Raw genomic sequence first — 25,003 nt, forward strand, 5'->3', positions numbered from 1 at the left:
ACTCAGAGCCTGAGTCGCTGAGCCTGTCGGAGGGTCAGTCCTCGGCGTCGCGCGCCTGCGCCGCGAGCGCACGCTCGACGTCGGCGAGGTTCTCCATCACGAGACGACGCAGAGCCGGGGGAGCGTCGTGGTTTGCCGCGAGCCAACCACGGGTCGCATCGCGCAGATCGATGTCGGCGAGAGCGGTCGGGAAGAGTCCGACGACCAGGTACTGGGCGATCTGGTACGAGCGCGACTCCCAGATCGGAAGAAGCATGTCGAAGTACGCGGGGACGAACTCGGCGAGGACGTCGGCCCCGGCGGGGTGGACGAAGCCGAGCGCCGCCGAACGCACGATCGTGTTGGGTGCGTCGTCGCGCTCGATGAGCGATGACCACGCGGTCTTCTTCGATGCGGAGTCGGGGAGCGCGGCCCGAGCCTGAGCCGCGAACTCTCCGCCCTTGGCCGTGTTGTCGGCAGTGAGCGCGGCGTCGATGGTGGCGGCATCCGTCGAGCCGATCGTCGCGAGGCCGACCAGCAGCTGCCAGTTCAGGTCCGCATCGATCTCGAGACCGGGAAGGGTCTCCTCGCCGGAGCGCAGGCGACCCACGATGCCCGCATGCTCGGGTGTGACCAGGGAGTTCGCGAAAGCTGTGACGAACTGCAGCTGGCTGTCGCTTCCGGCCTCGGCGCCCTCCGCCAGCGACCACAGGCCGTCGGCGATCTTCTGCCGCGCCGCGAGACGCTGCGCCGGGTCGACATAGAGCGTCGCGGCCGTGCGCAGTTGAGCGAGCGTGGTGCGCACGGTGGTCGATTCGGTCTCGCGTCCGATGTTGCCGAGCACGAGATCGATGTAGTCGGACGCTGCGCTCTCGGCGTCGCGGGTCTGGTCCCAGGCCGCACCCCAGACGAGCGAGCGCGCCAGCGGATCACGGATGTCGGCAAGGTGCGCGATGGCGGTGGCGAGGGAACGCTCGTCGAGCCGGATCTTGGCGTACGCCAGGTCTTCGTCGTTGAGCAGCACGAGATCCGGGCGGCGGATCCCGTTGAGCTCAGGCACTTCGGTGCGGTCGCCGTCGACATCGACCTCGATGAAGTGCGTGCGCACGAGCGAGCCGCCCTGCAGCGTGTAGAAGCCGATGCCGAGCCGGTGCGGGCGAATGGTCGGGTAGTCGGCAGGAGCGGTCTGCGTGACCGCGAAGCGCGAGATCGTGCCGTCTGCGGCCTCGGCGATGAGCGGCTCGAGGGTGTTGACGCCGGCCGTCTCCAGCCACTTCTTCGACCACGTGCTCAGGTCGCGACCGCTTGTGGCTTCGAGCTCGGTGAGCAGGTCGCTGAGCTCGGTGTTGCCCCAGGCATGCTTCTGGAAGTACTGCGAGACACCGGCGAAGAACGCCTCGATCCCGACCCAGGCGGCGAGCTGCTTCAGCACCGATCCGCCCTTGGCGTACGTGATGCCGTCGAAGTTGACCTGCACGTCTTCGAGGTCGTTGATCACGGCCGTGATCGGATGCGTCGACGGAAGCTGGTCCTGACGGTAGGCCCAGGTCTTCTCCATGGCGTTGAACGTGGTCCACGCCTCGGTCCACTCGGTGGCCTCGGCGGTCGCGATGGTCGAGGCCCACTCGGCGAACGACTCGTTCAGCCAGAGATCGTTCCACCACTTCATGGTGACCAGGTCTCCGAACCACATGTGCGCGAGCTCATGCAGGATCGTGACGACGCGGCGCTCCTTGACGGCATCCGTCACCTTGCTGCGGAAGACATAGGTCTCGGTGAAGGTCACCGCGCCCGCGTTCTCCATTGCACCCGCATTGAACTCGGGCACGAAGAGCTGGTCGTACTTCGCGAAGGGATACGGCACGCCGAACTTCGACTCGAAGTAGGCGAAGCCCTCGCGGGTCTTGTTGAAGATGTAGTCGGCGTCGAGATGCTGCCACAGGCTCTTGCGCCCGTAGACGCCCAGCGGGATGACCCGGCCGGATGCGCTGGTCAGCTCGGAGAAGGTCGCCTCGTAGGGGCCGGCGACGAGCGCCGTGATGTACGAGGAGATGCGCGGAGTGGGCTCGAATCCCCACGTCGCGACCTCTCCGGTCCCCGAGCCCGACGAAGGGTCGTGCACGATGGGCTCGGGCGTGGGCGAGTTGGACACGACCTTCCACGCGGCCGGGGCCGTCACGGTGAACTGGAACGTCGCCTTCAGGTCGGGCTGCTCGAACACCGCGAACACGCGGCGGGAGTCGGGCACCTCGAACTGGGAGTACAGGTAGACCTCATCGTCGACGGGGTCTACGAAGCGGTGCAGGCCCTCGCCCGTGTTCGTGTACAGGCAGTCCGCATCGACGACGAGGACGTTCTCGGCCTGCAGACCGGTGAGAGCGATCCGCGAATCGGCGTAGACCTCGTTCGGGTCGAGCTGCTCTCCGTTCAGAGAGATCTCGCGCACCTCGCGGGCGATCAGATCGATGAAGGTGAAGCTCTCGGGGGTGGCGGTGAATCGCACAACGCTGCGAGAGCCGAAGACCTCGGCACCCTTCGTCAGATCGAGGGCGACTTCGTACGACTGGGTGTCGATGACGTCGCGGCGCTCCTGCGCTTCGATGCGGGTGAGGTTCTCTCCAGGCACTGCTGTACTCCCAGGGGTGAGGGGACGTGGCCGCGGTTCGGGCGCAGTTGGCGCCGACGGCAACCATGACAGCCTACGCCAGGACCCGACGGGCGTCCGCGCACGCGCGAGGATGAAAGGATGGAGAAGTGACTGCGAACGATCAGACCCTCGTGCCCTTCGCCTCTCCCGCTGCCGCAGGTGGTGCGCCTCACGTGGAGACTCCGGTGGCATATGACGCGCTGATCCTCGCGTCGTTCGGTGGTCCGGAGGGGCAGGATGACGTCATCCCGTTCCTGCGCAACGTGACACGAGGACGCGGCATCCCCGACGAGCGGTTGGAAGAGGTCGCGCACCACTACCGTCACTTCGGCGGCATCAGCCCGATCAACGAGCAGAACCGGCAGCTGAAAGCCGCACTCGAGGCCGAGATCGCCGCACGCGGACTCGACCTGCCCGTCTACTGGGGAAACCGCAACTGGGATCCCTATCTCGCCGACGCGTTCACACAGGCCGCGGATGACGGGCACTCCACGTTGCTGGTGCTCGCGACGAGCGCATACAGCTCCTACTCGAGCGACCGCCAGTACCGAGAGGACATCGCGAAGGCGATCATCGACGCGAACCTCGAACAGCGGGTCACCGCCGACAAGGTGCGTCTCTTCTTCGACCACCCCGGATTCGTGGCTCCTTTCCAAGAAGGAGTCGACGACGCCGTGCGCGCTCTGCTCGCCGACGGCATCGCCGCGGAGGACATCCGGGTGCTGTTCTCGACCCACTCGATTCCGACGGGCGATGCCGAGCGCTCCGGACCCCGCGATGTCGACTGGGGTGTGGGCGGTGCGTACGCCGCCCAGCACCGGGCCGTCGCCGAGCACATCATGGGCGAACTGGCCGCCGTCACGGGCGGATCGACTGTGCCATGGCAGCTCGTGTTCCAGTCGCGCTCCGGCCCGGCCAGCCAGCCGTGGCTCGAGCCCGACATCAACGACGTGATCTCGACACTTCCCGAGACCGGTGCGAAGGCGGTCGTGATAGTTCCGCTCGGGTTCGTCAGCGACCACATGGAGGTGCTCTGGGATCTCGACACCGAGGCGATGGAGACCGCGGAGGAAGCCGGCATCCGTGCCGTCCGCACCCCGACGCCCGGCACGCACCCCGCATTCGTCGCGGGGCTCATCGACCTCGTCGTCGAGCGCATCGAGGGCACGCCGGCTGCAGAGCGGCCGCATCTCACCGAACTCGGCCCCTGGTACGACGTCTCTCGCCCCGGTGACTGCGAGAACGCGCGGTTGGGCTTCAAACCCGCCGCCGCCGGTCTCGTCCCGTAACGCCGGATTCGGCATCCGACACCCTCAATAGGATGGGAACCATGCGCATCCACATCGCCACCGATCACGCCGGTCTCGACTTCTCGACGCAGCTGCAGGACCACCTTCGGTCGGCAGGACACGAGGTCGTCGATCATGGCCCGATCGAGTACGACGCCGTCGACGACTATCCGGCGTTCTGCATCCGTGCGGCCCAGGCCGTCGTCGCCGACCAGTCGGCCGGCGTCGAGGCGCTCGGAGTGGTCTTCGGCGGCTCCGGCAACGGCGAGCAGATCGCCGCGAACAAGGTCCAGGGCATCCGCGCTGCGCTGGTGTGGAACATCTCGACCGCCGAGCTGGCACGGGAGCACAACGACGCCAACGTGATCTCGATCGGTGCGCGGCAGCACACCTTCGATGAGGTGACCAGCTTCATCGACACGTTCATCGCGACCCCGTTCTCCAACGAGGAGCGCCACGTGCGGCGGATCGGCCAGATCGCCGACTTCGAGCACGACGGATCGCTGCTGCCGGACCCCAGGGCCTGACATGCCCGAGGGGCATTCCGTCCACCGGATCGCGCGGCAATTCGACCGGAACTTCGTAGGCAAGGCCCTCCGCGCGTCGAGCCCGCAGGGGCGGTTCGCCGAGGGAGCCGCCGTGCTCGACGGCCGCGAAGCGGTGAGCGTGCAGGCCGTCGGCAAGCAGATGTTCCTCGAGACCGAGGGCGATGTGTGGCTGCGCGTGCACCTCGGGCTCTACGGAGCGTGGGACTTCGCCGGAGAGATCCTCATCGACCCGACGATCGCCTCGGCGAACGGACGCATGGGGCAGACCAACCAGCGGGGGACCGACCTCGACGACGTGATACTCGACGATGCGGGGGAGAACTCGCTCGCATCGATCGGGGCTCCTCGCCGCGCGCGCGTGCACGTCCGGATGTCGGAGCAGACGAAGGGGCTCGCGGATGAGGGGCTCGAGTGGCCTCCACCCATCGTCGGTCAGGTTCGGCTGCGTCTGATGACCGACATCACGGTCGCGGATCTGCGCGGTCCGACGGCCTGCGTGCTGCAGACGCCGGAGGAGATGCTCGCGACCGTCGCCAAGCTGGGCCCCGACCCGCTCGTGGGCGATCCGATCGAGAACGAGGAACGCTTCGTGCGCGCCGTTCGCAAGAAGCAGACGGTGATCGCGCTCCTGCTGATGGACCAGAGCGTCGTCAGCGGCATCGGCAACGTGTATCGCGCCGAGATGCTGTTCCGTCGGCGACTCAACCCGCACACACCGGGGAGGGACGTCCCGGAGGAGATCGTGCGCGAGCTCTGGCGCGACTGGGTCCGCCTGCTCGCGATCGGCGTCGAAACCGGGCAGATGATGACCATGGACGACCTCTCCGCGGAGCAGTACCGTGCGGCGATGGCGAGTCGCGACGACCGGCACTGGGTGTACCACCGTGCGGGTCTGCCGTGCCGCGTCTGCGGCACCGAGATCGTCCTCGAGGAGATCGGCGCCCGCAAGCTGTACTGGTGCCCGCGCTGCCAGGCCTAGGCTCGGATCATGCGCCAGAATCCCAGCTTCACCCTCGCCGACATCGCCGAGATCCGGCGCGTGATCGAAGCGAATCCCTGGGCCACGATCATGAGCTCAGGGCCCGACGGACTCGTCGCGTCGCACTACGCGGTTCTGCTCGACGACGACCGTGATGACCTCACCATCGTGGGTCATGTGGGTCGCCCCGATGATCAGATCCACGGGATGGGCGAGCGAGAGATGCTCGTCGTCTTCCAGGGTCCGCACGGCTACATCTCTCCCGGCTGGTACGGCGATGTGCAAGCCGTTCCGACGTGGAACTACACCGCGGTGCATCTCTCCGGCACCCCCGAGATCCTCGGCGATCAGGAGAACCTCGAGATCCTCGATCGTCTGGTCGAGCGATTCGAGGGGCGGATGCCGGGCCCCCGACTCATGTGGGAGCGTCCCAACGACGAAGGGTTCGTCAAGCGTCTGGCCGCCGGGACCGTGGGGTTCCGCCTCTCGCCGACTCGCGTGGTCGCCAAACGCAAGCTGAGCCAGAACAAGCCGGCCGACACCGTCGAGACGATCATCGCCGAACTCGAAGCCGATGGACCCTACGGGCAGCCCGAGCTCGCGTCGGAGATGCGTCGCGCCCACGACGCCCTCGCCGAGGCACGCCGGTGATCGGCGCGGAGATCGGCACGATCCGCGGGGTGCGCGTCGCCGGCCCCGGCCGCGAGTTCCTGATCGACGACGAACCCGTCGACATCGTGATCGGCGAGGGCCGCATCATCGACATCGCTCCGACCGGGGCCCTGCGCCCGGTCGGGGAGGTTCTCGATGCGGACGGCACCTGGGCCGTACCCGGATTGTGGGACAACCACGTGCACACCGTGCAATGGGCGCTGGCCGTCGAGCGTGTTCCTCTGGGCGCTGCTGGCTCTGCCGCGGAGGCCGCAGAGCTCATGCGGGGCTCTTCGCCCCTGCCGGACGGACGACTGGTGGGGGCCGGATTCCGGGATGCCCTGTGGCCCGACGTCCCGACGCTCGAGCTCATCGATCGCGCGACGGGCGCGACCCCGGCCTACCTGATCAACGCCGACGTGCACAGCGCATGGTTGAACACCGCGGCCCTCCGTCGCGAGGGTTTCATCGCGCCGGACGGAGTGCTGCGGGAGGAGGACGCCTTCGAGATCTCGCGGCGTCTCAACGCCGCCGACCCGCGCCGCGGAGACGACGCGGTGCGCGATGCGGGGGAGCGAGCAGCAGCGCGCGGCATCACGGGTCTGGTCGATTTCGACATGGCGTGGAACGCGGATGCCTGGCCTCGACGCGTCGCCGCGGGGTTCGCGGCCCATCGTGTCGAGTTCGCGATCTATCCCTTCGACCTCGACCGGGCCATCGCCGCGGGGCTCCGCACGGGAGACGAACATGCGAGCCCTCTGATCCATGTCGGCCCCCTCAAGATCATCTCCGACGGCTCGCTCGGCACTCGCACGGCGTCCTGTTCGCACCACTATCCCGGTGAGGACGACAACTTCGGCGTGATCAACGTGCCGCCCGCACAGCTCACAGACCTGCTCGTCACGGCGACCGGGGCGGGTCTCGCGGTGGCCGTCCACGCGATCGGCGACCGAGCGGTCACGGCCGCTCTCGACGCCTTCACCACGACAGGGGCGGTCGGGACGATCGAGCACGCGCAACTCGTGCGCCATGCCGATCTCGCGCGCTTCGCGCGCCTCGGAGTCGCCGCCAGTGTGCAGCCGCAGCATGCTCTGGACGACCGCGACCTCGTGGGTGTGCACTGGGCGGGACAGACGTCGATCGGCTACCCGCTCGGGTCGCTGCGCGATGCCGGTGCACGCCTCCTGTTCGGGTCGGATGCGCCGGTGGCGCCGCTTGATCCGTGGCAGGCGATCGGCGCCGCCGTCGAGCGCACAGATGACGACCGCGAGCCGTGGCATGCGGAAGAGCGCCTGACGGTCGATCAGGCGCTCATCGCGAGCACACGCACCTCGATCCGTCCGGGAGAGCCGGCCGACATCGTGCTGTGCGGTGCCGACCCGCTCCGCGCGCACGGCCCGGAGCTGCGACAGATGCCTGTGACCGCGACGCTCCTCACGGGGCGGATGACCCACGGCGCCTGATCGCGGCGTCGGGACGCACGAAGGGCGCAGGATCCGAAGATCCTGCGCCCTTCGACGACGACCGGGTCAGGCGGCGATGTGCGAGACGAGGAACCAGCGGTCCTTGTCGAGGCCGCGCTTGATCTCGATCGCGACGTCCTGGCTGGTGAGGTCGATCTCGTCGAGTCCGTCGATCGCTGCCTGCGTGTCGGCGAGGATGGCGTCGATGTCGGAGATGACGGCGCGGATCACGTCGTCGGACTGGGCGAAGCCCGCGGGAACCGCAGTCGCGCCGGCCTTCTCCGCGACGGTGCTGAGGCGAGCGTCGATCGGCAGGCCGAGAGCAACGATGCGCTCTGCGGCGGTGTCGGCGAAGTCGCCCGCATGAGCGACGATCGTGTCGAGGAGTTCATGGACTCCGACGAAGTTCGCTCCGCGGACGTGCCAGTGGGCCTGCTTGCCGTTGACGGTCAGGGCTTCGAGGCCGAGGACGAGGGGGGAGAGGAACTGCGCGGCGGCTGCGGCGACGGTGGGGTCGCTGGCGGTGGTCGAAACGGTCTGTGCCTTGCTCATCTTGGGCTCCTCCGGAGTGGTCTGATCGGTCGTGTTGAAGACAACGCTACTCAGCCTGGAACATTCCGCAAGCAAGCACAGGCTGGGCTTACCGGCCGTGAAACCCGCGGAAACACAGGGGACTGAGGGTAGTCTCGCCTTATGAGCATCGCCGCCGGAGCATCCGTCCTGACCTTGCCGAATCGTGTGCCGTCGATAGCCGCCGACGCCTTCGTCGCCGAGGGCGCGCGCATCGTCGGCGACGTCTCGGTCGCTGACGGCGCGAGCGTCTGGTACAACGCCGTGCTCCGCGGAGATTCGGCCGGAATCACGATTGGTGCGGGCAGCAACGTGCAGGACAACGCGTCGGTGCACGTGGATGCCGAGCACCCCGTGGTGGTCGGGGAGAAGGTGTCGATCGGCCACAACGCCGTCGTGCACGGGTGCACGATCGGCGACGGCTCGCTGATCGGCATGGGCTCCGTCGTCCTCAGCGGAGCGGTGGTCGGTGCAGGCTGTCTTGTCGCGGGCGGAGCGGTCGTGCTCGGAGGCACAGAGATTCCTGACGGTTCGCTGGTCGCAGGAGTGCCCGCGAAGGTGCGTCGAACGCTCAGCGACGAGGAGCGCGCGGGTCTCATCGCGAATGCTGACATCTACCTCGGGCACACGCAGACCCACACTCAGGCGACTCCCGTCTGAGCGGGAGCGCCCGCTAGGCTGGAGGGGTACGGGGCGGTGGCCAAGCTGGTTAAGGCAGTGGGCTCATAACCCAACGATTCGCGGGTTCAAGTCCCGCCCGCCCTACTTGAGAACGCTCTGGATCAGGCATAGGACCGCGCCTGGATACTACGACCAGCCATAGTCGAGCGTGGTGCGAGCATTCCTCGACGAGCACCCCTATTTGCCCGCAGTCCGTAACCGGATAGGTGAATGGGCGACGCCTCTGACCTGCGCCCGCGGCGGCAACGGCATCGCCGCGTCCAGTCGCGGCCGGTACATGCTTCCGGTCGCTTCTCCCGGTTGAGCATTCCCACCCGATCGGGTGGGAATGCTCCCGCACGCCGTACCGTTCTCTCCCGCGCCTGGCGGCCGGAGCGCCCAGATGCAGCAGAATCGCGCTACCCGAAAGGTGGGGGAGGCCTACAGGACCGGTTTGAACTGTGATTACCTGATGTCATTCCTGGCCCGCCGGGTCGTGTCGGCGACGAGTGCGAACGCGGTCCCGTCGCCTCGGCGACCGCCATTGCGACTGAGATGAAGGTCGGAGACACCGAGGCGGATCACATGAACCGGAACCCGAATTATCCTGAACCGTCGGCGGCGGGCGCGCGTCTCGTGCTGTTCGACTCCGCCGATCCTTCTCTCACCGCAGGACGCCGTGAACGGCGCTCACGAATCCTCGCGATGCGGCCGACCGACACCGCATTGCATCCGCTCGTCGAGCGCGCGCGATCGTTCCCGCCGCTCGGCGCCCACTGGGAGTACCTGCGACGCGACGGCGTGTCGCTTCTGGTGCGCGCAAGAGACTCCGCGGATGCGGAGGATGCGCGATGGGATGCGACGCGGATATTCAGCGCGATCTCCGAACTGCAGGTAGTGTACGTGCGCGATCAGCGGTCGGGACACCTCGGATGGTGGCTGGCGAACGATCGGGAGCCGGTTATCGTCTCGCCCCGGATCTGGCTCGGTTCTCAGCGGACAGGACTGCAGGCTCATGTGAAGCTCGCCCTCGGCTCCCTCGCCGAGCCGAAGGCGTGGGGAGAGTACTCGGCCGTGCCGCGCGACTGATCTCGCCGGTCAACCCGCCGGGTTCAACCCGCGAGACGACACCCAGATCGCGAGCTGCGTCCTGTTGCCCGCTCCCGTCTTGTCGAGCATGTTCCCGACGTGCCACTTCACCGTGTTCACATTCATGTGCAACTGACCTGCGATCTCGCTGTTCGTGCGTCCGGTGATGATCAACGCGACGATCTCGAGCTCGCGATCCGTGAGGGTCGTCGACACGCTCCGATCGTTCTCATGACGGTCCTTCTCCGCCGTCACCGATGTGCGGCTTCTCCTCGCCCGTGCACCCCCACGGGCGTAGTCCGCCAGGAAGCGCTCCCGGATGCGCGGTGACTGGAGGGCGTTCGCGTTGACGGCCGCGCGGAGCGCTGCCGGGATGTCGCCGGGGTTCTTCTTCAGCAGGAAGCCGACGGCGCCTCGTTCATACGCACCGTAGAGATACTCGTCGAGATGGAAGGTGGTGAGCGCGACGACGGGGATCGGATGCGCGACGCCGATTCCGCTGATGGCCTCGATCGCGTCGAGTCCGTCGCCTCCCGGCATCCGCAGATCCATCAGCACCACATCAGGTCTGAGTTCGCGGGCGAGGCTGACGGCGTCGATGCCGTTGGACGCTTCTCCCACGACGCGGATGTCGGTGGTCGTGTCCAGCAGCGTCCGCACGCTCTTGCGGACGGCGCGTGCATCGTCGACGAGGAGGGTCCGGATCATGCGCTGATCCCTTCGTCTGCTCGGGATGCCGCGGTATGCGGCGATGACGTGCGGGAGTCCCCGCGGCCGGGGTGCGGCAGGAGCGCCTGCACGGCCCACCCCCCGGCGTTCCGAGGGCCCGTGCGCAGGCTCCCGCCCGCTGCGACCAGGCGATCGCGGAGCCCCACGATACCCAGCCGGAGTCCTTGGCGCACGCTCTCCTGTCCCGTCACCTCGACGGACGGCGGAGGTGCGTCGTTCTCGATCCGCAGCAGGAGGCTCTCCCCGTCATCGTTGAGGAGAACCGATACACGTGCTCCGGCCGCGTGCTTGCGCGCGTTGTTCAGGGCTTCCTGGACGACGCGGTACGCCGTGTGGCTGCGCACGGGGCCGAGTCGCTGGTCGATCTCTGCCACGTCGGGATTCACCTCCAGGAGCACGTCCATCCCCGTGGTCCGCGCATACTCGTTCACGAGCAGCGGCAGCTCGCCGAGATCATGCTGCCCCGGTCGGAAACCCGGCTGATGGGCGCCGGGCGTCGTCCGATCCTCCTGCTGCAGACTTCCCAACATCCGCTCATAGCCCTGGTACAGGGCGCGTCCGTCGGCCGAGATCTGCGCGATCAGGGGTGCGAGATCCGCGGGCAGTGGTACCTCCCTCGCCGCGGTGCTGAGTGTGATGATCGCGGTGAGATGGGCGGACGAAGTGTCGTGGAGCTCATGCGCGAGCGTCCGACGCTCGGCCGAGACCGCCTCGGCGGTGCGGCCGGCCTCGCCGCTGACGACCTGGTGGCTGAGGTCGGCGATCCGCTCAGCCCGGTCCCGCAGCTGCGCGTACCACGCGCCGGTGAGCGCGGGAAGGGCGACCGTGCCCACGGCGACCAGAGCGCCCGAGATGAGGTTCGAGGCAGTCGGTGCGCGGAGCGCGGCTCCCTCCAGCGGGGACAGGGCGACGCCGAAGAGCACCAGGAGACTCCCTATCCCGACGAGACCCGCCCGTACAGCGCCGGTCCTCTCCGCGGCGAGCCCGAAGACGGCCAGCATCGTGCCGGGCTGCGCGGAGAGCGCATCCGGACCGCTCACCACGACCGCCAGCTGCCAGAGGAACAGCGAGGCCACCACGGTGCCCACAGGCTGCCGACGCCACCACACGAGCCAGAGCGCCTGAACCGTGATGAGAGTCGCCGCGGTGACGAGCCTCCACGCGGCGACCGGGTCGGCCGATGGGTGCCTCTCCGAGTGGAGCCATAGCGCGACGAGGTAGCTCCCGAGATTGCCCGCGACCGCGACAGGGACGACCACGGCGACGAGCGTCCTCGCCGTTCTCGCGCTGCCTTCACCCGCTTCGCCTCGTCCTGCCATCTCGACCAGAGCACCGTCCGTTCGGGTAATCTTCCTCGCATCAATCGTGGCCTCCGCGAGCGCCTCCGTGGGCGTCGGGATGACGCCGCATGACAGTGATCGCGGTGGATCCCCTGCAATTCCGCGGATTCCGACGCGGGGGACACCAACTGTTCATTTCGATGTCTCCTCACGTCCGCCTTCGGCGGGCTTGGGAGTGCGCAGTCGCACGCCTCAGGATGCAGACATGACGTCGAAAGAGGAGCAGCGCGGACTCCCGGGAGGAGCGACAGAGCACAGCTCTACGTCGACTTCTCTCCGCGACGGCTCGATCGCCGAGCTCGACGACGCGCGCCGGATCATCAGCGATCTCGGGCTGGAGGGCTCCGCCGCCCCCCGCGGGGCCCGAGTCGACCCCCGTCGGGCGCTGACCAGCCGGCGCGGGTTCGGTGACAACCTCTTCCGGGTCGGCGCCCACGGCGGCGGCATCCTGGTGCTGACGATCATGACGCTGGTGGGGCTGTTCCTGCTGCTTCGGGGATTCGAGGCGATCGACGATGCCGGATGGCGCTTCCTCACCACCCAGCGATGGGAGCCGAACTCCGGTGACTTCGGCATAGCTGCTGTGCTCTTCGGGACGGTCACGATCGCGGGGATCGCGATCGTGTTCGCCATCCCCCTCGCGGTCGGCACCGCCACCTACATCTCCGAATACGCTCCGGGCCCCGTGAAGCAGGGACTCATCGGGGTCGTCGACCTGATGGCCGCGATCCCCTCGGTGGTGTACGGACTCTGGGGGATGTTCTGGCTCGAGGGGCAGGTGCTCCCCGTTGCGCAGTGGATCAGCACTTATCTCGGTTGGATCCCCATCTTCTCGGTTCCTGCCTTCGACGCCGACGACCCGCTCGCGACGCCGACGCTGTTTACCGCGAGTGCGTTCCTGGCGGGGCTCGTCGTGGCGATGATGGTCGCCCCGATCGCCGCCTCGATCATGCGGGAGGTGTTCTCCCAGGCCCCGGTGGGCGAGCGCGAAGGCGCCCTCGCGCTGGGGGCGTCGAAGTGGGGCATGATCCGTGCCGTGGTGTACCCCTTCGGGCGAGGCGGGATGATCGGCGGGATCATGCTCGGGCTGGGGAGAGCTCTCGGCGAGACCATCGCGGTGTACCTGGTCATCTCGCCCGTCTTCGTCATCAACTGGCATGTGCTCGCGACCGGCACGAACTCGATCAGCTCCCTCATCGCGCTGCGCTACGGCGAGGCATCCGAGTTCGAGCTGTCCGCTCTGATGGCCGCCGGACTCGTGCTGTTCCTGTGCACGCTCATCGTCAACGTGATCGCGGGATTCGTGATCTCGCGATCGCGATCCGGATCGTCGAGCTGAGGACGCCATGAGTGAGCAGATCATCACCGACCGTGTACGTCGCCGCGCCACCCTGCCCGGCAGGGTCACCCGCACCCAGGTGCCAGGCAAGGACGGGCGTCTGCCCCATCGGACGAGTCCCCGTGAACGCAGGAACCTCGCGGCGATCCGTCGGGAGGACGTGCTGCGCCTCGTCGGCGCCGCCGCCGCAGCGATCGCGACGACCGCGTGGGCGGGAACGCAGGTCCTGCCGCTGCAGGGTCCCCTCGCCTTCGTGCTCGTCGCCTACGCTCTCTTCCTCGCCTTCTTCCTCCTCCTCGTCAGCTTCGACGACGGTCGCGTCGCGGTCTGGGATCGATTCGCGGCGGTCGTGATCCATTCGGCCGCGGTGGTGCTCCTGCTCGCCCTCTCCGTCGTGGTCGTGTTCACCCTGGTGCGCGGCGCCGACGCCTTCCTGAAGCCGAATTTCTGGGTCGAGGACCTCTCGCTCGCCGGGCCGCTCGATCCGCTGACCGCCGGTGGCATGGCACACGCCGCGCTCGGAACTCTCATGATGATCGGGCTTTCGCTGTCCATCGCTATCCCTCTCGGCCTGCTCTGCGCCGTGTTCCTCGCGGAGTTCCCCTCCCCGTTCGCCACCATCGTGCGCACCGTCACCGAGGCGATGACCGCGCTACCCAGCATCGTCTGCGGACTCTTCATCTACGCGACCTACATCCTCCTGTTCGGCTTCGACAAGTCGGGTTTCGCCGCGTCTCTCGCGATCACGATCATGATCCTTCCGATCATCATCCGCTCCGCCGACGTCGTGCTCAGGCTGGTTCCGGCCACGCTGAAGGAGGCGTCGCTCGCGATGGGCTCGTCGCAGTGGCGGACGATCTGGCACGTCGTCCTGCCGACCAGCAAGTCGGGGTTGATGACCGCGATCGTGCTCGGGACGGCGCGAGGAATAGGCGAGACCAGCCCGGTGCTGCTGACCGCCGGATACACCACGTTCTTCAACGCGAACCCGTTCTCCGGACCGATGGTGTCTCTCCCCTTTGCGACCTTCACGCTCGTGAAGTCGCCGGAGCCGACGCAGATCGCTCGAGGATTCGGCGCGGCCGCCGTTCTGATGGTGCTGGTCTTCGTGCTGTTCCTCCTCGCCCGCCTGGTCGGGGGCAAGGGGGCCGGAGTGCTCTCGGCGCGCGGCCTGACCAGGGCGCGCGCGGCGTCGGCGCGGATCGCCCGCCGATTCGACGCCGTGGACGGCTCCCCGGACGCGCCGGTCACAGACGAAGCGTCGACGGATCGATTTTCGAGGAGCAGAAGATGAACGCCCGACCCTCCCTGCGCACCTGGCACCCTGCCCGCATCGCTGTCGCGCTCGTCGGCGTCGTGCTTCTCATCGTCGGAGTATTCGGCGGACTGGCGCCGGCGCAGGCTGCGGGAAGCACATGTGCACCGTCCACGGGCGGAGTGTGCGCTCCCATCAAGGGTGAAGGATCCACCTGGTCGGCGAACGCCCTTCAGCAGTGGATCCGCAACGTCTACGCCAACTACCAGTGGACGATCACCTACTCCGAGTCCGGTTCGACTCAGGGGCGCAACTCGTTCGCCAACGGGACCGCGCACTACGGCGTCAGCGAGATTCCTTACGGCATCGCGAACAGCAACGAAGCAGACACACCGCCCAACCGTGGATTCGCGTACATGCCCATCGTCGCCGGCGGCACCGCGTTCATGTACAACCTGCAGATCGGCGGCAAGCGGGTGACCAACCTGCGACTCTCGGGTGAGGTACTCGCGATGATCTTCACCGGCGAGATCACGGTGTGGAACGACCCGGCCATCCTCGCGGACAACCCGGCGTTGGCTCTCCCCGCGATCCCCATCGTCCCCGTCGTGCGCTCGGACGGATCGGGGACGAGCGCGCAGTTCACGATCTGGATGCGGCAGCAGCACCCCGCGATCTGGGATGCGTACTGCGGCAAGGTCGGACGGCCGTTCGTGAACGGCCACTGCGGTGTGACCAGCAACTATCCGACCGTGGCAGGCAGCGGCTTCGTCTCGAAGTCCGGAGCGAACGGAGTCGCCGGGTACGTCGCGCAGGGGGCGGCGGTGGGGTCGATCACGTTCGTCGAATACTCCTATGCGCTCAACAGCGGCTTCCCCGTCGTCAAGATGCTCAACAGCGCCGGGTACTACACCGAGCCGACCGCATCCAACGTCGCCGTCGCGCTGCTGCGCGCCGTCATCAACAACGATCCGTCATCGCAGAACTACCTCACCCAGGACCTCACCAACGTGTACGCAGACACCGATCCCCGCAACTATCCACTCTCGAGCTACTCATACATCATCCTTCCGACCAAGGTCGAGTCCGGGTTCACGGAGGACAACGGGCGCACGCTGTCGGCGTTCACGTCGTACTTCCTGTGCGAGGGGCAGCAGCAGGCGGAGACCCTGGGGTACTCGCCGCTGCCCGTCAACCTCGTGAAGGGCGGGCAGACCCGCATCCAGCTCATCCCGGGGAGGGACCCGGCGATCACCGACTTCACCATCGCCAGCTGCAACAACCCCACTCTCGACCCGAGCGACCCGAACGGTAACGCCCTCGCGAAGGCGGCTCCGTTCCCCGCGGACTGCGACCGCAAGGGCCCCGTCCAGTGCACGACGGGAACGGGAGGGGCGAAGGGCACCGACACTGCTACGGGCGGATCCGCTGGGGCGGACGCGGGGCCCGCGGACGCGGGGGGAGCGGGCGAAACAGGAGAGTCGGTCGACGAGGACACGATCGCCACGGGCGGTGCGCTCACACTCGTGAACGCGAGCCCGCAGTCGCTCCCCGCGAGCCGTCCTGGCCCTCTGCCCGCACTCGGGACGCTCAGTGCCGGGGCGGGAGTGCTCGCCGCAGCGATGCTGCCGCCGCTTCTGGGAAGGCGTGGCAGGCGGACGATGCTCCCCCCGACGATCGCCGCGAGCGGAGGTCGGCGATGACTCGTCTCCGGGTTTCTCGGCGCGTCACCGCGCTGGCCGTCATCGCAGGCAGCGTGCTCGGCCCGTTCTACGGCGTCTCCGTCGTTCCAGGTGCCGTCGCCGCGACGGGTGAGGCGGATTCGTCGATCACCGTGGCCTGGGCGAGCGGGGAGGTGGCCGTCGGTTCCGCAGCCACCGCGACGGCGGCGGAGGTGCGGGCAGCGCAGCCAAATCACGCGGCCCTTACGAGCGACGGAAACGCGGCGGATGCCGGTTCCGGACACTGGGACGACTTCCGCGACCTCTCCGTCTCGGTCGACACGACCACGGGGCTCGGCGACCAGTCGATCTCCGTGACCGTCTCGGGCTTCAGCTCCGGAACGGACTATCTCGGCGGCGGATCCGCGATCGGCAACTACGTGCAGGCGATGCAGTGCTGGGGCGCCGATCCGAACGCGGCGGACTTCTGGGAGACGTGCCAGTTCGGCAGCCTGTCGAGGGCGACGAACGTGCAGAACGTCATCGGCCAGTACTCCAAGACCCGCGGCCAGGCAGACATCCCGGACGCTGTCACGGAGTCGACGTTCACCCCGTATCCGTTCCGCGCGGTCACCGGACAGGTGAGCGCTCCCGCGCTCAACGTCCAGCCGGGAGGGTCTCACGCGACCGTGAGCACCGACGGCCTCGAACCGTTCTTCACGTCGTCGAGCTCGAACGAGCTGGTGTTCCAGCCCGCGGATGCCGAGGGCAGGGCCGTCTTCGGATTCGCGACGCAGTCCGCGGTCACGCAGCCTTATCTCGGATGCGGGGATGCTGCGGGCGAGCGCTGCTGGCTCGTCATCGTTCCCCGCGGCCAGCACTCCGGTGTGCGCCCGGAGAGTGCGGAGATCACGGAGATCTGCGACACCGACAACGGCCACGTCTTCGGGCAGAAGACCAGCCGTCAGGAGGGGTCGCCGGTCGCCCCCGACTGCTCGTTCTTCGACGATCGGATCGTGATCCCGCTCGACTTCGATGCCACCCGCCCTGCGTGCGCGGCCGGGGCCAGAGAGAGGCGCGCGGCCGGCAGCGAGTTCATCGCCGACGCCTACTCGTCATGGCAGCAGGCTCTCTGCGCCGACACCGGCACCGCCTACAGTCTGAACACCAACAGCGGAAACCTCACCAGGGAACAGCTCCTCACCGGGCAGGCCAAGCTGGCCATCGTCTCCCGGCGGCTCGCCTCGGGCACCATCGGCGCCGCCGACCCCGGACTGCTCACGGATGCCGACATCGTCTACGCTCCGCTCGCCAACACGGGCCTGGTCTTCGCCTTCACCTTCACGACGCCGACCCGCATCCACGACGAGCTGAAGCTCACGCCCCGCCTGATCGCCAAACTGCTCACGCAGTCGTACGAGGCGGACATCCCGTTCGCAGGAAGCGGCGCCGGCGCCGCCTCTGTGAGCAGGGACAAGCTCGACAATCCGCCATCGCTCCAGCAGGATCCGGAGTGGGCGGCTCTCAAGAACCCGGGGTTCAACCAGGTGAGCCCGCAGCTCATCGTCGTGGGGCCGCAGGGTGACGACGCCATCGCCCTGCTGTGGGAGTACCTCCGCAGCGATGCGGACGCACGGGCGTTCCTGAACGGCGAACCCGATCCCTGGGGCATGCGGATCAACCCCTACTACCTGCCGTCCGCGAACCCCGACGCCCTCGACGGCGGCTTCGACCTGTTCGCCGACTCTCTCGACACCTTCCCCAAGGCGGACCGCAGCGTCGCACCTGAGGCCGCCGAGGCGGAGAGCGCGTTCCTGGGTCAGACCATCGACTCGACGTCGTTCAGCCCCTACTCGGGCAGCTTCGAGGCCAACGCCTCCCGCGTGGTCAGGGTCGATGCAGGACAGGCGAACCAGTGGGACAGGGATCGCGGGCGCTGGTCGGCGCCCTCTCCGCCTCTCGCCAACAGCGAGCGCTTCGCGATGGGGGTCGCCACTGCGCCCGATGCCGCGGACTACAATCTGGCGTCGGCGAGCATCGCCCTTCCCGTCGCCCAGATCACGGATGCCGGAACCGTTCTCGAGGCCCGCACGTTCATCGCGCCCTCCGACGAGACGCTCGCCGCCGCGGTGGCCGGCGCCGGGTACGACCCGGTCGGCGGAGGCGCGACGGACTTCTCCGCGCTCCCCGGGGACGCCTACCCGCTCACACTGACGCTCTATGCGGCGGCGAATCGTGCGGACACCGGTCTCGACGACGCCGCCAGGGCCGACTACTCGGCGCTCCTCACCTACGCCGGCGGAGCCGGGCAGGAGCGAGGGGAGCGGCCAGGTCAGCTGCCGGAGGGATACGTCCCGCTCACCGACGCGCAGCGGGTGGCCACGGCGGATGCCGCGGCGCGGATACTCACCCGCCCGCCGCAGGAGCCCGTCGAGGTTCCACCAGGTGCCGCGGCGGCGGCGGTCGCCCCTCCGATGTCGGCATCCGCCGCCCCGACGGGGGGCGGGCAGGTCACGGCCACCGCTGCGACCGCCTCCGAGGCGACCGGCGCATTCGCCGGGTCGATCGCGCTGGGCGGAGGGCTCGTCGCCGGTCTCGCCGGCCTCGCGTCCTCACCGTTCCTGCTGCGTCGTCGCGCGCTGGGGGGATGACGGAACCGCGCACCGCAGCACGCACGACAACTCCACAAGGCTTCTCAGAGGGCGAAGTGTCGCCCGCCCGAAGAGAGGGACCCCCGCCACCGGGTTAGCGCGTGGTGACGGGGGCCTATGCAACAGAGCGACACAATACCACACTGGAAAGTGAGGATCATCATGTCCATCTCTCGCAAGGCGCTCCTCGGCGCCATCGCCACCGCAACGGTGGCGGGTCTCGCATTCGGCGTCGCGCCGGCCGCCAGCGCCAACCCGGCACCGGGAACCAACCCCGTGGTCGACCTGTTCGGCTCCGACACGACCCAGGACGTGTCGAACGGCTTCGCGTCGGTCATCACGAACGGCTCCGGCCAGCCGCTCATCGCCTCGTACGACGCCACGTCGGCGGGGACCTCGGTCACGCCCGGCGAGGTCTCGCCGCTGGTGACGGTGCCCGTCGCGAACGGCTCCGGACAGGGCAAGACGCTCCTGACCGCCGCCATCAACGGCACCTCCGTCTCGCTGACCAACGGCGGCACCACCCTCACCTCGTCCGGCGCACTCAGCCGCGACGACGTCGAGGTCGCCCGGTCGTCGAGCGCGGGCACGTGGCACTTCGCGGGAACGTACGCGTACGTCCCGTTCGCCGTCGACGCCGTCACCTACGTCACCGCACCGTCGACGTCCGTGCCGAACGGCATCCCGCTGGGCACGACCGTCGGGCAGGACACCGACGGCGACGGCATCCGCGACCTGACGCTGAAGAACATCTACGGCTATGACCCGACCGCGGCGAGCGTGACCCTCGAGAACACGGCGAACACCACGTTCGTCGTGGGCAAGCAGGGCACCGGTGCAGCAATCGTCCCGTTCAAGCCGCAGGCGGGTTCGGGCACGCTGTCGTTCTGGCAGACCGCGATCGGCGGCGCCTACGCCAGCCGCGTCGCCGACACCTACACCGACGCCACGGGATCGCACAGTGTGCAGGAGCACGACGGCAGCGTCACCGCCGCCGTTCCGAACGCGCTCGTGCCGTTCTCGATCGCGCAGCACATCGCGCAGAGCAAGGCGGCGACGCTGTCGACCAGTTACGGAGTCACGGTCGCCGACCGCCGCCACAACGCGGTGCTCCGCAACATCGGCACAGCGACCCCCCTCGACGCGGACGACAACCTGAACGCCTCGTTCCCCGTGAACCGCGTGGTGTTCAACATCGTCGAGAACGCGGCGATCACCTCGGGCTCCGCGGTGTACAACAGCGACCTGGTGAACCTGTTCATCGGCAGCTCGGCCAAGGTCCTCACGGCCAAGCGCCCGGGTTCGACCACGGTCTCGGTGATCAACGACTTCGGCTTCGGGACCATCCCGGCCGCAGGAGTCACCCCGCTCGACGGCAAGACCTACGTCGGCGGCACCGCCTACCGCTCGAACTGAGTCGGATCGGGTCCGCATCAGCCGGATGCGGACCCGAGGGGGTGCGCTCGCCCGGGGCGCACCCCCTCGCAGGCGGACCTGCATCACGACGACTTCTCCGACCACGCACCGACACGACACCATCGCGAAAGGCAATCCACCCATCATGTCTCGACCACAGGCCCGGAGACGCAAGGCGCTCGCCGGGACCACTATCGCCGCTATCATCGGTGCCGCAGCGGCGCTGATCGTCGCGCCGACGGCACAGGCCGTCACTGCACCCGCCGACTACACCAACCAAGTCTTCTGGACCGAGAGGGTCGCCCCAGCCGTTGCCGCTGGCACGTCGCTCGACCTCGGTGACCTGATCGTGACGCTCAAGCCGGGCGCGACGTGGAATGACCTGCGGCCGATCGCATCCGTGACCACAGCTCCGGGCGCGTTGCCCGCGCCCGCCGGTTACAACCTCAGGGCGCAGGAATCCCTGCTCTTCGACAACGCCTACCTCTCCAACAGCGACGTGCTGTATCCCACAGACCCGGCGTCGGCCGGGCACGGCCTGGACGGACGCCTTCCCTCCTTCATCGACAGCGATGCGGATCCGATCGGCGGGATCTACAAGTTCTCGGACTACGCGGGGTTCAGTCAGTCGGGATACTTCCGGATGTACGTGACCGTCGCCTCGGGGGAACTCGGGATCAAGCCGCATCAGAACGGCATCGCATTCTGGGACGCGATCCTGAAGTGGGACACGGAGACCGGAGCACTGAGCGTCGTCTCCGGCGCCGAGGTCCCGAAGGCCGAGACGGCGCTCGCAGCGGAGTACTCGGCGGTCACCGCGACGTCGGTGACGCTGAGCGCGGCGATCACGCCGTCCGTGGCCACAGGGGCCGTCACGTTCACAAGCGGTTCGATCTCGCAGACCGCCGAGGTGTCGGGCGGCACCGCCACGGTGTCGGTGTCTGGACTCACACCGGCGACCGCGTACACGTTCGACGTCTCGTACGCGGGCGACGCCGGCCACCTCGGATCCAGCGGATCCGTCGCGCTCACGACGTCCGCCGTCGCCGACTCGTCCGGCTCCGGCGTCACCGTGAGCGTTCCCGAAGCATCGACCTCCGCACCGACGGGACTCACGATCTCGGTGAAGCCCGCCGCGGTGAGCCTGACCGGTGCGACGAGCCGCGGGGAAGGTGAGATCTGGACCGCGAAGGGGTCGACCGGAGAGATCACTGTGAACGACGACCGCCGCAGTGCGGATGCCGGATGGACTCTCAACGGCCACATCTCGCCGCTCACCAGCGGTGCGAACACGATCGCCGCGTCTAACCTCGGCTGGACTCCGGCGAAGGTCTCGGGATCCGGCACCGCTGGCGCTGCGGTGGTCGCCGGGTCGGGTTCGGGTCTGGCCTCCGATGCGCCGCTCGCCTCGGGAGCCGGATCCGCCGATCCGAACGCCAAGACGACCGTCTCCGCAGAGCTCACCCTCGCCGTGCCAGCGACCGCGCCCGCCGGGAACTACTCCGGAACGCTCACCCTGACGCTCATCTGAACCTCGACGGTGCGGTCCCCAGCCCCCGTGGACCGCATCGTCGAGCTCACCGCGCGCCCCTCCTAGCGAAAGCACCCCGTGATCGATCACCGCCTGAGCCCCTCTGCGGCCGCACCCTCATCGGATCGGGGGGCGCCGCCGCATCCGTCCGCACGCCGACGCGCCTCCGCGCGGTCGCGCGGAGCGTGCCTCCTCACCGCAACCCTCATCGTGCTGTGCTCGGCTCTCGTCGCGCCGCCCGCGGCGCATGCCGCCGACGATGACGCCGTCACCTGGGGAGTGACGCCGTCGGGCTCCGCCGGCCCGGACGGCCGGCTCGCTTTCGAGTATCAGGTGGCCCCCGGATCGGTCGTCACGGACTGGGTCGCCGTCACGAACGAATCCGCCTCCGCTCAGTCGTTCCGCGTCTACGCGGCGGATGCGAAAACCGACTACGACACTGCCGCGTTCACACTCATCGGAGCAGAGCAGGCGTCGACGGATCTCGGCGCCTGGACCAGCGTCGACGAGGGTCAGGCGTCGTGCCCCGACACGGATGACGAGCCCGAGGCCGCGTGCGTGGCAGAACTGGGAGTCACGGTGACGGTGGAGCCGGGGTCACGCGTGGACATCCCGTTCACGATCACCGTCCCGCACGATGCGAGGCCCGGCGATCATTCCGCCGGGATCGTCGCCTCCTACGCATCGACCACCGGCGGCGAGGGCACCACCGTGCAGCGCGAGAACCGCGTCGGTGCCCGCATCTATCTCCGCGTCGACGGAGCACTCTCTCCCGGGTTCGGGGTCAACGGACTCGTCACGGCGTACGACGGTGCGCTCGCGCCCTTCACCGGCGGGATCGGCCGCGTCGGCTTCGAGGTGAGCAATCTGGGCAATACCAGGGTGTCGGCTCGACCTGTCGCCACCCTGACCGGGCCCTTCGGCGTGGCACTGGGCACGATCGAGCTGGAGCCCGTGCGCAACCTCGTTCCCGGCGGGGTGGCCCATGTGAGCGCGGAGCTGCCCGGTGTTCCGCCCGCGCTCCTCCTGTTCGCGGAGGTCACCGTCACACCGGTGCCCGCAGACGGCGCGGCCGCCGGTGATCCCCTCCCCGCTGCGCTGATCTCCTCCGCAGTGACCTGGGCCGTGCCCTGGAGCCTCGTCGGCGTGATCGCGCTCCTCGCTGCGGCGATCGGCGTGACCGTCTGGCGACGTCGCCGGTCACGGGCGCTCCTCGCAGAAGAACTCGTCGACTACGCCGATCGCATCCGTGCTGAACATGACGATGCCAACGCCCGAGAGAAGGAGCTGCTGTGAGCGCTCTCACCATCCCCTCGTCCCCGACACGCCACCGGCCCCGACGGATCGATGTGCACCGGTCTCTCGTCGCTCTGCTCGGAGTCGTCCTCCTGGTCTGCAGCGTGGTCCTCTCCGCCGTGGACACGGCTCGTGGTGCGGATGACGATCCGGCTCCCGGAACGGATGACAGCAGCGTGAGCGTCGTCGTCCCCTCGACGCAGTCCGGCCTCCCGCTGCCTCCTCCCGTCTCGACGGGGGGCACGACGAAACCCGGCGGCGCTGGCGGGGGCGGCGGGCCGGCGGGTGCGCAGAGCATCGCGACGTGCACCCCGAAGGAGCCGGCCGTGCCCACCCGTCCGGCCTCGAGCGGGGAAGCCGCGGAGCTCGACAGGACCGTGTACCTCGACGGCGACACGATCGTGGCCACGGCATCCGGTTTCGGCGCCGGAGAGCAGGTGCAGGTCGTGCTGTTCGATGATCCCGCGATCGTGGGCTCGCTCGCAGCCGACGACTCCGGCACGGTGCGCGCGGAGGTCGCCCTTCCGAAGGACCCGCTGCCGGGGACGCGCACGCTGCAGTTCACCGGCTGGTGCGAGCGGATCGCGCTCGCCGACGTCTTGATCGGACGAGGAGGCTCGCTCGCCGACACCGGGCTGCAGGGTGCGCCCGTGTGGCTCTGGTGGGTGCTGGGCGCGGTGATCCTGATCGCGCTTCTCGTGGCCGGCCTGCGCCTCGTGCGCGTCTTGAGAGCACCGGAGACCGGAGGCCGGTCGGCATGAGCATCGAGACCGCCGACCTCCCGGGCACTCGCAGCGACGGCGCCTCAGAGCACGACGGGGTCGTGTCGTCGTCGGGCGAGCGCACAGACTCGTCAGCGCAGTCCGACACCACGGCGCCACCGGCGCGGCGCAAGCCCGCTCGATCGGCGGCCTCGAAGCGTGGTGGCGACGAACAGCCCGGCCTCACCCGTCGCCCGCGGCGGCTGCGGGGATGGCCAGGACGTGGTGCCCCCGGTGGCCCCGGACGGCGCAGGAGAGGCCTGGCTGCACCGGAGCCGCGACGGCTCGCTCCCCGAGACGGACGATGGTGGGCGGGCGCCGCGATCCTGATCGTGTCGCTGCTTCTGCTCAGCTTCGTCACACACGCCGTCCTGCTCTCCGGAGCGCAGCATCACCGAGCGCAGACGCTGGCGTACGCGGAACTCCGCAGCGCACTCGCGAAGGCGGAGGTCCCGGTCGGGCAGCTCGAGAGCGAAGACCGACTCGTGCTCGCGGGGACGCCGGTCGCCCTGATCGAGGCCTCGGCGATCGGACTCAGCGAGGTCGTGATGGAGGGCACGACCTCGGAGGTCATGAGGACCGGGCCGGGGCACAGGCGCGACTCGGTGATGCCCGGTCAGGCGGGCACGAGTGTGATCCTCGGTCGCCAGAGCACCTACGGCGGGCCGTTCGCGCAGATCAATCGGCTGGCGCCGGGTGACGACATCGTCATCACCACCGGGCAGGGGACGCACACCTACCGGGTCATCGGTCTGCGGCGGGCGGGGGATCCGACCCCGGAGCCCGTGCGGCGGGGGGAGGGGCGGCTCGAACTGCAGACCGCCGACGGGCTGGCGCTGTTCCCGTCGGGTGTGCTGTACGTCGACGCCGAATTGATCAGTCCCGTTCAGGAGACGCCGTCGCGCGTGCTCGCCTACCCCGCCCTTCCGCCGGAGGAGCGTGCCATGGGACAGAACACCGCCGTGTGGTTCGTCGCGTTCTTCCTCTTCGTCTTCTTCGTCGGGGCCGCGATCGGGGTCGTATGGCTCTGGCGCAACTGGGGGCGAAGACACGCCTGGCTCATCGCGGTGCCGGTCCTGCTCCTGCTCGGCGTCGGGGTCGCCGACGCGGCGATGAACGCTCTGCCCAATCTGCTCTGATCGCCTCAAG

At 68.6% G+C, this 25,003-nt stretch carries 20 protein-coding genes and 1 tRNA gene; 17 read left to right on the forward strand and 4 right to left on the reverse strand.

Going from position 1 to position 25,003, the window contains the following annotated elements:
- Nucleotides 1-34: 34 nt before the first annotated feature.
- Nucleotides 35-2,605, reverse strand: a complete 2,571-nt coding sequence (gene pepN / locus QFZ53_RS12095; protein ID WP_307296707.1) for an aminopeptidase N — start codon at nucleotides 2,603-2,605, stop codon at nucleotides 35-37.
- 128 nt (nucleotides 2,606-2,733) lie between these two features.
- Here pepN and QFZ53_RS12100 point away from each other — a divergent pair, with 128 nt between their 5' ends.
- The 5 genes from QFZ53_RS12100 to QFZ53_RS12120 are packed head-to-tail and all read left to right on the forward strand — an operon-like array spanning nucleotide 2,734 to nucleotide 7,556.
- A complete protein-coding gene (locus tag QFZ53_RS12100; RefSeq protein ID WP_307296709.1) occupies nucleotides 2,734-3,915 on the forward strand; it encodes a ferrochelatase in 1,182 nt (393 codons plus the stop codon).
- A 41-nt stretch (nucleotides 3,916-3,956) separates the two neighbouring features.
- A complete protein-coding gene (locus tag QFZ53_RS12105; RefSeq protein ID WP_307296711.1) occupies nucleotides 3,957-4,442 on the forward strand; it encodes a ribose-5-phosphate isomerase in 486 nt (161 codons plus the stop codon).
- A gap of 1 nt (nucleotide 4,443) precedes the next feature.
- Nucleotides 4,444-5,442 carry an Fpg/Nei family DNA glycosylase gene (locus QFZ53_RS12110; protein ID WP_307296714.1) on the forward strand — a complete coding sequence of 333 codons (999 nt, stop codon included), beginning with the start codon at nucleotides 4,444-4,446 and terminating at the stop codon, nucleotides 5,440-5,442.
- 9 nt (nucleotides 5,443-5,451) lie between these two features.
- Nucleotides 5,452-6,093, forward strand: coding sequence for an FMN-binding negative transcriptional regulator (locus QFZ53_RS12115; RefSeq protein ID WP_307296716.1), 642 nt, complete (start codon nucleotides 5,452-5,454; stop codon nucleotides 6,091-6,093).
- Entirely contained in the window at nucleotides 6,090-7,556 is a 1,467-nt protein-coding gene (locus tag QFZ53_RS12120) for an amidohydrolase (protein WP_307296718.1), read from the forward strand. The genes QFZ53_RS12115 and QFZ53_RS12120 overlap by 4 nt, the downstream gene beginning before the upstream one ends.
- Before the next feature lie 66 nt (nucleotides 7,557-7,622).
- Here QFZ53_RS12120 and QFZ53_RS12125 read toward each other — a convergent pair whose 3' ends face one another.
- Complete coding sequence (locus tag QFZ53_RS12125; protein WP_292908820.1) at nucleotides 7,623-8,108, reverse strand: Dps family protein; 486 nt, start codon at nucleotides 8,106-8,108, stop codon at nucleotides 7,623-7,625.
- Nucleotides 8,109-8,249: 141 nt separating this feature from the next.
- On the opposite strand from QFZ53_RS12125, the gene QFZ53_RS12130 reads away from it, so the two are divergent.
- The 3 genes from QFZ53_RS12130 to QFZ53_RS12140 all read left to right on the forward strand — a co-directional run bounded on the left by QFZ53_RS12130 (nucleotide 8,250) and on the right by QFZ53_RS12140 (nucleotide 9,875).
- On the forward strand, nucleotides 8,250-8,786 hold the full coding sequence (locus QFZ53_RS12130; protein WP_292908818.1) for a gamma carbonic anhydrase family protein: 537 nt from the start codon (nucleotides 8,250-8,252) through the stop codon (nucleotides 8,784-8,786).
- Between the two features lie 30 nt (nucleotides 8,787-8,816).
- Nucleotides 8,817-8,891 (forward strand) — tRNA-Ile (locus QFZ53_RS12135).
- A gap of 480 nt (nucleotides 8,892-9,371) precedes the next feature.
- Nucleotides 9,372-9,875, forward strand: a complete 504-nt coding sequence (locus tag QFZ53_RS12140) for a hypothetical protein (protein ID WP_307296720.1) — start codon at nucleotides 9,372-9,374, stop codon at nucleotides 9,873-9,875.
- Nucleotides 9,876-9,884: 9 nt separating this feature from the next.
- Here QFZ53_RS12140 and QFZ53_RS12145 read toward each other — a convergent pair whose 3' ends face one another.
- Nucleotides 9,885-10,583 carry a response regulator gene (locus tag QFZ53_RS12145; RefSeq protein ID WP_307296722.1) on the reverse strand — a complete coding sequence of 233 codons (699 nt, stop codon included), beginning with the start codon at nucleotides 10,581-10,583 and terminating at the stop codon, nucleotides 9,885-9,887.
- Nucleotides 10,580-11,863, reverse strand: a complete 1,284-nt coding sequence (locus QFZ53_RS12150) for a sensor histidine kinase (protein WP_307296724.1) — start codon at nucleotides 11,861-11,863, stop codon at nucleotides 10,580-10,582. Before QFZ53_RS12150 ends, QFZ53_RS12145 begins: the two co-directional genes overlap by 4 nt.
- A 286-nt stretch (nucleotides 11,864-12,149) precedes the next feature.
- Between QFZ53_RS12150 and pstC the strand changes: the two genes are divergently transcribed.
- From pstC to QFZ53_RS12195, 9 genes are all read left to right on the forward strand, one after another.
- A complete protein-coding gene (pstC, locus tag QFZ53_RS12155) occupies nucleotides 12,150-13,283 on the forward strand; it encodes a phosphate ABC transporter permease subunit PstC (RefSeq protein ID WP_307296727.1) in 1,134 nt (377 codons plus the stop codon).
- Nucleotides 13,284-13,290: 7 nt separating this feature from the next.
- Nucleotides 13,291-14,577, forward strand: a complete 1,287-nt coding sequence (gene pstA / locus QFZ53_RS12160) for a phosphate ABC transporter permease PstA (protein ID WP_307296729.1) — start codon at nucleotides 13,291-13,293, stop codon at nucleotides 14,575-14,577.
- Nucleotides 14,574-16,241, forward strand: coding sequence for a phosphate ABC transporter substrate-binding protein PstS (locus QFZ53_RS12165; RefSeq protein ID WP_307296731.1), 1,668 nt, complete (start codon nucleotides 14,574-14,576; stop codon nucleotides 16,239-16,241). The genes pstA and QFZ53_RS12165 overlap by 4 nt, the downstream gene beginning before the upstream one ends.
- A complete protein-coding gene (locus QFZ53_RS12170) occupies nucleotides 16,238-18,850 on the forward strand; it encodes a hypothetical protein (RefSeq protein ID WP_307296734.1) in 2,613 nt (870 codons plus the stop codon). The genes QFZ53_RS12165 and QFZ53_RS12170 overlap by 4 nt, the downstream gene beginning before the upstream one ends.
- A gap of 162 nt (nucleotides 18,851-19,012) precedes the next feature.
- Complete coding sequence (locus QFZ53_RS12175; protein ID WP_307296736.1) at nucleotides 19,013-20,266, forward strand: hypothetical protein; 1,254 nt, start codon at nucleotides 19,013-19,015, stop codon at nucleotides 20,264-20,266.
- 145 nt (nucleotides 20,267-20,411) lie between these two features.
- Complete coding sequence (locus QFZ53_RS12180) at nucleotides 20,412-21,797, forward strand: hypothetical protein (RefSeq protein ID WP_307296738.1); 1,386 nt, start codon at nucleotides 20,412-20,414, stop codon at nucleotides 21,795-21,797.
- A 78-nt stretch (nucleotides 21,798-21,875) separates the two neighbouring features.
- A complete protein-coding gene (locus tag QFZ53_RS12185; protein WP_307296741.1) occupies nucleotides 21,876-23,093 on the forward strand; it encodes a hypothetical protein in 1,218 nt (405 codons plus the stop codon).
- The gene (locus QFZ53_RS12190; protein WP_307296744.1) at nucleotides 23,090-23,854 is read left to right on the forward strand and encodes a hypothetical protein; all 765 of its coding nucleotides are present in this window, start codon (nucleotides 23,090-23,092) and stop codon (nucleotides 23,852-23,854) included. The genes QFZ53_RS12185 and QFZ53_RS12190 overlap by 4 nt, the downstream gene beginning before the upstream one ends.
- The gene (locus tag QFZ53_RS12195) at nucleotides 23,851-24,993 is read left to right on the forward strand and encodes a sortase (RefSeq protein ID WP_307296746.1); all 1,143 of its coding nucleotides are present in this window, start codon (nucleotides 23,851-23,853) and stop codon (nucleotides 24,991-24,993) included. Before QFZ53_RS12190 ends, QFZ53_RS12195 begins: the two co-directional genes overlap by 4 nt.
- Nucleotides 24,994-25,003: the final 10 nt, after the last annotated feature.

The sequence above is a fragment of the Microbacterium natoriense genome, assembly GCF_030816295.1.
In the GTDB taxonomy this organism is placed as follows: domain Bacteria; phylum Actinomycetota; class Actinomycetes; order Actinomycetales; family Microbacteriaceae; genus Microbacterium; species Microbacterium natoriense_A.